Genomic DNA, 6,456 nt, shown 5'->3' with positions numbered 1-6,456 from the left:
TGTTGCAGAATGGCCACAATCTGGGCCTCGCTGAATCGTCCCTTTTTCATTTATCAGTCGTCAGGTAGTGAAAGTTACGGCTTTCTCTACTCACTACTGGCTCACTTTCTAGGGAAGCGTACAGCCCCGCTGCAGTCCTCGCGCCACGCACCCGGCGCAAAGGTGAATGTGCTGGATATGCTCAGCACTGATAGGACAGACCCCGCGGTAGCACCGGCCACGGCCGAAGCGGCTACAGCTGCCGACAGCGAGCCGGCCGAACCAGAAGCGGCCGGGGAAGCCACCGTGCCCCAGGCCATCTACAGCAACCCGCTCACGGAAGCCACGCGCACCAGGAATGATGAGGCCAACCGCAAAGCCGCCGCAGAGCTGAGAAAAAGCAACCGGGCGGCCCTCCGCATCGGCACGGATAGCCAGAAAGCCGCCCTGACTGCCCTCATCAAGGAAGGCTCCGCCTAGCCATACCTCCCTCCGGCGCTACACCTTATTTCCGCGCTCTGTCTGCCCTGCTTTTCGGGCGATAAGCGCCCTACTTCCTTCCCCTTTTTTTCTTACTCCTATGCTCAACAAACCCCTCAATCTGGCGGCAAACCTGGTGGTAGCCGGCAAAGCCTACCAACCTTCCAAGCTGGAGCAGCGCGGCTACGCGCTACTGACGGTGCTGGCCCTCTCCACCGGCGCGGCGCGGGCGCAAAGCGCCGAAGCGGCCCTCACCCAGGTCAAGGAAAAGGTGATTGGCATCGTGCAGGTCATCTTCGCAATCATCCTGATTATCGGCCTGATTCGGGTGGTAATGAAGTTTATCCAGGGCTCACCCGACGCGCTGGGTTCCTTAGGCTGGCTGGTGGGCGGGGTGCTGCTTTGGTTCGGCTTCCAGCTCTTCAAGGACGATTTGGTCAGCGCCGTGGGTGGCAGCGACGGGGGTGGTATCACCGACTAGGCCGCTGCTATGCGTTCCTACAAATCCATTGAGCGCCCCGCGCAGGTGCTGGGCATGAACCTGCAGGACCTGGGGCTGCTGGTGGGCCTGTTCATCGGCTCCGTGCTGCTACTGGGCTTCCTGGGCATGGCCGTCAAGATTCCGCGCATGGTCTATCTGGTGGTCATCCTCACGGAAGTGGGCCTGATTCTGAGCCTGCGCTACCTCACCCGCACGCAAGCTCCCGGCTTCCTGATGGGCTGGCTCTCCTACACGTTCATCCAGCCTCGCCGCCTGGCGGTGGGCTCCCTTCCCATTCCCACTCTTCATGGCAAAAAAACCAAAAACGGCCGCGTTTGACGCCGTGATGCCCGTGCACAGCTTCGAGGGCGACAAGGTGGTCTTCAAGGATGGTCGCGTCGCGGTGGGTTTCGTCATTGAGCCAGCCGAGATGGAAAGCTGGACGGTGGACGACTACGAGGCTTTCCAGACGGCGCTGGTGGGCGTGCTGCGCCCTCTGCCGGTGGGCACCATCGTGCAGAAAACCGACATCTACTACGACCGGCCCTACCGCGAGGACAAGACGCAGCAGACCTACTTCGAGGGCAAGATGAACAAGCACTTCTTCGAGCGGCTGGTGCTGTTTCAGAAGTCCTACCTGTTTCTCTCCTTCGCACCGGTGGCGGTAAAAGCGCCCCGCACTAACGCCGTGAATGCGCTGGTGGCCCGCGCCGGCGAAGCGCTGATGAAAAATCCCTTCGCGCAGCTCGTCCAGACCCTGGAATTGGCCGAGACCAGCGCCGTAGAATTCGTGCAGGGCATCAAGAACCTGGGCGGCGTTGCGTTTGAGCGCCTGGGCGGCCGGGAGATGCACCAGCTTTACCTGCAGTATTTCAACCTCAGCTTCGATAGCCAGCCCACCCGGCAGGAGCGCGAGATTGGCAACGACATGGGCGCGCTCAGCGTGGGCGAGCACCGGGTAAATATTCTCTCCATGGTAGGCCAGGGCAGCGAGGCCCACCCGGCGGTGAAGAACAGCTACGGCGTCACCGCGCCGATGCTCTACCCACTCACCCACGTCCTGCAGTGCCCGCACATCCTGACGCAGGCCCTGCTGGTTCAGGATACCCGCGCCGAGCTTAGCTCGCTGGATACCGACCGTAAGCTCAACGCCTCGCTCTCGTTTCTCTCCACGCAGGATAATGCGCTGCGGGCAGCGGAGGTTGAGGAGTTTACCGCTGAGGTGCGGGCCGAGAACAAGCAGATTGTGGGCCTGCATCTGTCCCTGCTGCTGTGGGATACCAACGACAACAGCCGCCGCGAAAACGTGGAGCGGGCCACGGCGGCGTTCCGCTACATGTTCGGCACGGAAAGCGTGGTGGAAAGCTACCTGGCTTTGCCCGTGTTCTTCGGCCTGCTGCCCGGCAACGCCTACCAGGTGCCGGACCGCTGGCTGACCTGCTCGTCGGACCGGGGCGCCTGCTACACCCACTGGACGGCTACCTACAAGACGGACCCGGTGGGGGAGTACCTCACCGACCGGTTCCGCAACCTGGTGCAGGTAAACCTGTTCAACACGGCCCTGGACAACCAGAACGCCATTGTCATCGGGCCCTCGGGTTCAGGCAAGAGCTACACCTTCGGCAACCTGATTGTGCAGCGCTTCGAGAAAGGGGCGCGGCAAATCATCATGGACGTGGGCGGTACCTACCGCAACGTGCTGCAGTCGCTCAACGGCGAGGACTTCGACAACACCTACTTCGAGTACGACCCGCAGCGGCCCATCGAGTTCAACCCCTTCGTCGTGCCCCGCGACGCGGCGGGCAAGTGGCTCTACAACGACGAGAAAACCAACTTCCACCTGGCCCTGCTCGCCGCCCTGTGGAAGGGCGGCAAGGATACCGGGCTGGACAAGTCGGAGCGCACTATTCTCTCGCGCTTTCTGATTGAGTACTACGCCTGCCTGAACGAAAGTGACCGTCTGAACCAGAAGGACGAGGAGTTTCCTGGCATGGAAAGCTTCTACCGCTTCGTGGAGCAGTTCGACCACGAGATGCAGAAGCCCGTTGCGCAACCCGGCGACGGGTTGGAGCCCGACCCGCTGGACGGGGCCCGCCGGCAGTACCAGAAGAATCTGAAGTACATCGACATGCACCAGTTCTTCCTGGTGCTGGGCCAGTACATCAGCGGCGGGCGCTACGAGCGGGTGCTCAACGCCAAGCGCGACGTGGACTTGTCGGAGCACCGGCTCATCTGCTTCGACCTGGCTAAGGTGCAGGCCGACCCGGACCTCTACCCCGTGGTGGCCATGCTCATCACCGAGCTGAGCCTGGACCTGTTCCGCAAGTTTCCCGACGACATCAAGTACATCGCCCTGGACGAGGCCTGGACCATGCTCTCGGGCGTGCTCTCGGAGTTCATCGAGTCGATGTACCGCACCATCCGCAAAACCAACGGCTCGGTCACCATCATCACCCAGGGCATCACCGAGATTACCAGCAGCAAAATCGGGCCGGCCATCATCAACAACTCGGCCACCAAGATTATCCTGCGCCACGTCAACCCCGACTCGCTGGCCCAGCTGCAGGCCCCGCTGGGCCTGACCGGCCACGAGATGGATTTGATTAAGTCGGTGCGCTCCACCGAGGCGCTGCGCGAGATATTCATCAAGCAGGGCGCGAAGGGCAAGATATTCGGGGTGGAGGCCTCGCCGCAGCTCGACGCCATCCTGACCTCCAAGCCCGTGGAGCGCAACTACCTCAACAAGCTGGTCAAGTTCTATCAGCAGACCAACCTGAAGCCGGTGCTCGACCGAAACGGCCGGCCGAAGCTGGACGCCGAGGGCAACACGCAATACGAGCCCGTGAAGGTGCAGCGGCTGGACTACGCCGTTGACCAGTTTGTGGAGGATAAACAGGCCCGCAAGGGCGTCCTGGCCCAATGAGCAGCCTGTACCTAATGGTCGCCTACGGGGCTGACCCGGGCTTTCTGAGCGCCTGCGACCAGACCCTGCAAATCGTGCTGCGCGCCTGCCGCTACATCACGCCCACATTCATGCTCATTGCCTTGCTCTACACCATTGGGCGCGGCTTTATCTCGGGCAACGGGCTGGCCATGGACTGGGGCCCCATCATCAAGGCCGTCTGGATATTCTTCCTGCTCTTCTTCTATAAGGACCTGATTGACACGCTCAGCTCGGGCATTGCCGGGTTCACCCGCATGTTTGCCACCCCCGACGGCTCCACGGCTGCTTCGGCGCTGGGCGCGACCATCAGCACCTCGGAAACGCTCTCCCAGAAAACGGTGGTGGAGCAAGGGGCGCAGGAAATAGCCAACCTGCTCAAAACCATCACCTCGTTCAGCCTGACCAACATTCTGCTGCAGCTGGTGACCGGGGAAGTGGTGCTGCTGATTCGGCAAATCATGCAGTTCATCCAGCAGTTCATTCTGGGATTCCTGTTCGTGTGCGGCCCCATTTCCCTGTGCCTGTCGGTGGTGCCGGCCTTTGGCCAGCTGGCCATCAAGTGGCTGCAGAACTTCCTGGCCGTGCAGTTCTGGGGGCTCTCGTTCGCCCTACTGGATTTGCTCTACACCTTCTACACGGCTTCCAACACCACGTTTGGCGGGGTTTTCTCCGCCCCGGTGGCGGCGGAGTCGGATACCCGCCAGCTGATTGTCTCCGTGGCTTTCATCATGCTCTACCTCATGGTGCCCTACCTGACGAGCCTGTTTATCGGCTCCTCGGCCGCGCAAGGGTTCGTGGGCTCCGTGGTGGGCATGGCTACTTCGGCGGCAGCGGCGGCGGCCGGTGTTTCAGCCGGCATGGCCGGCGGCGGCCACGGCGTGTCCGGGGCCATCGGCCGGGCCATGAGCAGCGGCGGCACCTCGGGCGGGGGTGGCTCCGGCGGGGGCAATAGTGGGGGTGGCGGCTCAGCCGACCCTAGCCCGGCCCCAAGCGGCGGCAGCTCGGCTTCGGCAGGCCTGCCATCCATTACCATGTCCGATGCCCTCAATCCTTCCTACCGACAACGGCCCTCCGGGCTGTGGACGGCCTAACCAATCCCCTCCTTTCCGATGAACTATCCCACCCGCTACCTGGCCCTGCTGACCCTGGGCCTGGCCACTGCCTGTCAATCCAAAGAAGAAAAAGCCAACGCGGCCCTCGCCGACGCGCTGGAAGCGCAAGCGGAAAGCCCTGCGGAGCAGGCCCGTATGGCGGCTCAAAAAGCGGCTTACGCGCTGCCCCCGGCCCGGCCGGCCTCGGCGGTTGACGTGCGGGCCGGCGTGGAGCAGCTGCTGCCGGCCGAAGGCTACCTGGAGTTGGTGTCGGTGAAGGGGCAGGCCCTGCAGCCCATCACGCTCAGCCTGCCGCCTATGTGGCGCATCGGGGTGAAGCCGGGCTACCCCAAGGTAGGCCCCGGCTACAAGATTCCGTTCGAGGCGGTGCTGCGCTGGAAGCCCACGGGCTACGTGGAGACCAAGCCCAAATCAGCCCTGCTGGTGCTGCAGACGCCAAAAGACTCACTGATGCGCTTCTACATCTCGGAGATGAGCGTGGGCAGCAAGGTCATGCAGGTGCGGCCCGGGGAGCCCGTCACGGTACAAGGGGTGCTCTACACCTACCTCGACCGGGATAACGCGCAGCGGCTGCTGGTGTACCCCTACCAGAATAAGCAAGTGTACCTGCCCCTGGCCAACTAGGGGCAGTGGGGAAGAAAGCCCCGGCCTCGCCAATCATCTCCCGTTGACTTAATCAGCCTTTTTAATGGACTCCGCTAAAAACCTAAGTACCTCATTCTCCACCATGCGCAACCTGGCGATGGGGAGCGTCCTGGCCCTGCTGCTCGTGTCGCTGGCGGCGGGCTTTCTGGTGTACCGCGCCTACGAGAACAGCGGCCGGCGCGTGTACGTGGTAGGCCAGACCGGCTCGGTGGCCGCCCTCTCCGCGCCCACCACCGAAACCCACACGCCCTACGAGGCCCGCAACCTGGTGCGCAACTTCATGCAGACCATGTTCGGCCACGACCAATACACCTACAAAACCAACCTGGATGCGGCCCTGCCCCTGATTGAGGGACGCGGCGGCCGGCGCATCTACGATGGCTTCACGCGGGGGCAGGTGCTGCAGAACTACGAGCGGTACGCCGCCCGCAACGTGGTGACAGTGGACAGCGTGAGCATCGACATGAACCACCGGCCCTGGTCGGGTCGGGTGTACATCAAGCAGCGCATCTTCATCGGGGGCGAGCAGAAAGAGCCCCTGCCGCTGGCCGCCAAGTTCAACCTGACCGAAACCAACCGCTCCGATGCCAACCCCTACGGCATGCTCATCACCAACTTCGACTACATCCCCTACAACCCGCAAGTGTCGCGGGAGGAGCTACAGGCCCTGAAGGAGCAGGAAGCCGACCGGCAGCGGGCTCTGCTGGAAGCCCAGCGCAGCGCCGGGGCCCTGGCTCCCGCAGCCGGCGACGCGCCGTCCCCGGCCGCAGCTCCGGCTACACCCGCCGCCCCCGCAACGGGCAACTAATCCTATC

The 6,456-nt window shown here is 63.0% G+C and carries 7 protein-coding genes; all 7 read left to right on the top strand.

Going from position 1 to position 6,456, the window contains the following annotated elements:
* Positions 1–459 (top strand): hypothetical protein (locus FY528_RS19535; RefSeq protein WP_222931843.1); only part of this gene is annotated, 459 nt, incomplete at its 5' end.
* Between the two features lie 100 nt (positions 460–559).
* Positions 560–940, top strand: a complete 381-nt coding sequence (locus FY528_RS19530) for a DUF4134 domain-containing protein (RefSeq protein ID WP_073288146.1) — start codon at positions 560–562, stop codon at positions 938–940.
* 9 nt (positions 941–949) lie between these two features.
* Positions 950–1,279 (top strand): hypothetical protein, encoded by a 330-nt coding sequence (locus tag FY528_RS19525; RefSeq protein WP_149072702.1) that lies wholly within the window; start codon positions 950–952, stop codon positions 1,277–1,279.
* The gene (locus tag FY528_RS19520; protein WP_149072701.1) at positions 1,248–3,863 is read left to right on the top strand and encodes a VirB4 family type IV secretion system protein; all 2,616 of its coding nucleotides are present in this window, start codon (positions 1,248–1,250) and stop codon (positions 3,861–3,863) included. The genes FY528_RS19525 and FY528_RS19520 overlap by 32 nt, the downstream gene beginning before the upstream one ends.
* Entirely contained in the window at positions 3,860–4,975 is a 1,116-nt protein-coding gene (locus FY528_RS21370; protein ID WP_187632210.1) for a hypothetical protein, read from the top strand. The genes FY528_RS19520 and FY528_RS21370 overlap by 4 nt, the downstream gene beginning before the upstream one ends.
* An 18-nt stretch (positions 4,976–4,993) precedes the next feature.
* Positions 4,994–5,620 carry a hypothetical protein gene (locus FY528_RS19510; RefSeq protein WP_149072700.1) on the top strand — a complete coding sequence of 209 codons (627 nt, stop codon included), beginning with the start codon at positions 4,994–4,996 and terminating at the stop codon, positions 5,618–5,620.
* Positions 5,621–5,684: 64 nt separating this feature from the next.
* Positions 5,685–6,449, top strand: a complete 765-nt coding sequence (locus FY528_RS19505) for a conjugal transfer protein TraK (RefSeq protein WP_149072699.1) — start codon at positions 5,685–5,687, stop codon at positions 6,447–6,449.
* The last annotated feature ends 7 nt before the right edge of the window (positions 6,450–6,456 follow it).

The organism is Hymenobacter lutimineralis, assembly GCF_008271285.1.
GTDB classification, from domain to species: Bacteria; Bacteroidota; Bacteroidia; order Cytophagales; family Hymenobacteraceae; genus Hymenobacter; species Hymenobacter lutimineralis.
This window is presented reverse-complemented; position numbering and strand designations above follow the sequence as displayed.

Excerpts from the sequence above, each read along its gene's own strand:
- FY528_RS19530 (WP_073288146.1), top strand. The coding sequence starts at position 560 with ATGCTCAACAAACCCCTCAATCTGGCGGCAAACCTGGTGGTAGCCGGC.
- FY528_RS19525 (WP_149072702.1), top strand. The coding sequence starts at position 950 with ATGCGTTCCTACAAATCCATTGAGCGCCCCGCGCAGGTGCTGGGCATG.
- FY528_RS19520 (WP_149072701.1), top strand. The coding sequence starts at position 1,248 with ATGGCAAAAAAACCAAAAACGGCCGCGTTTGACGCCGTGATGCCCGTG.
- FY528_RS21370 (WP_187632210.1), top strand. The coding sequence starts at position 3,860 with ATGAGCAGCCTGTACCTAATGGTCGCCTACGGGGCTGACCCGGGCTTT.
- FY528_RS19510 (WP_149072700.1), top strand. The coding sequence starts at position 4,994 with ATGAACTATCCCACCCGCTACCTGGCCCTGCTGACCCTGGGCCTGGCC.
- FY528_RS19505 (WP_149072699.1), top strand. The coding sequence starts at position 5,685 with ATGGACTCCGCTAAAAACCTAAGTACCTCATTCTCCACCATGCGCAAC.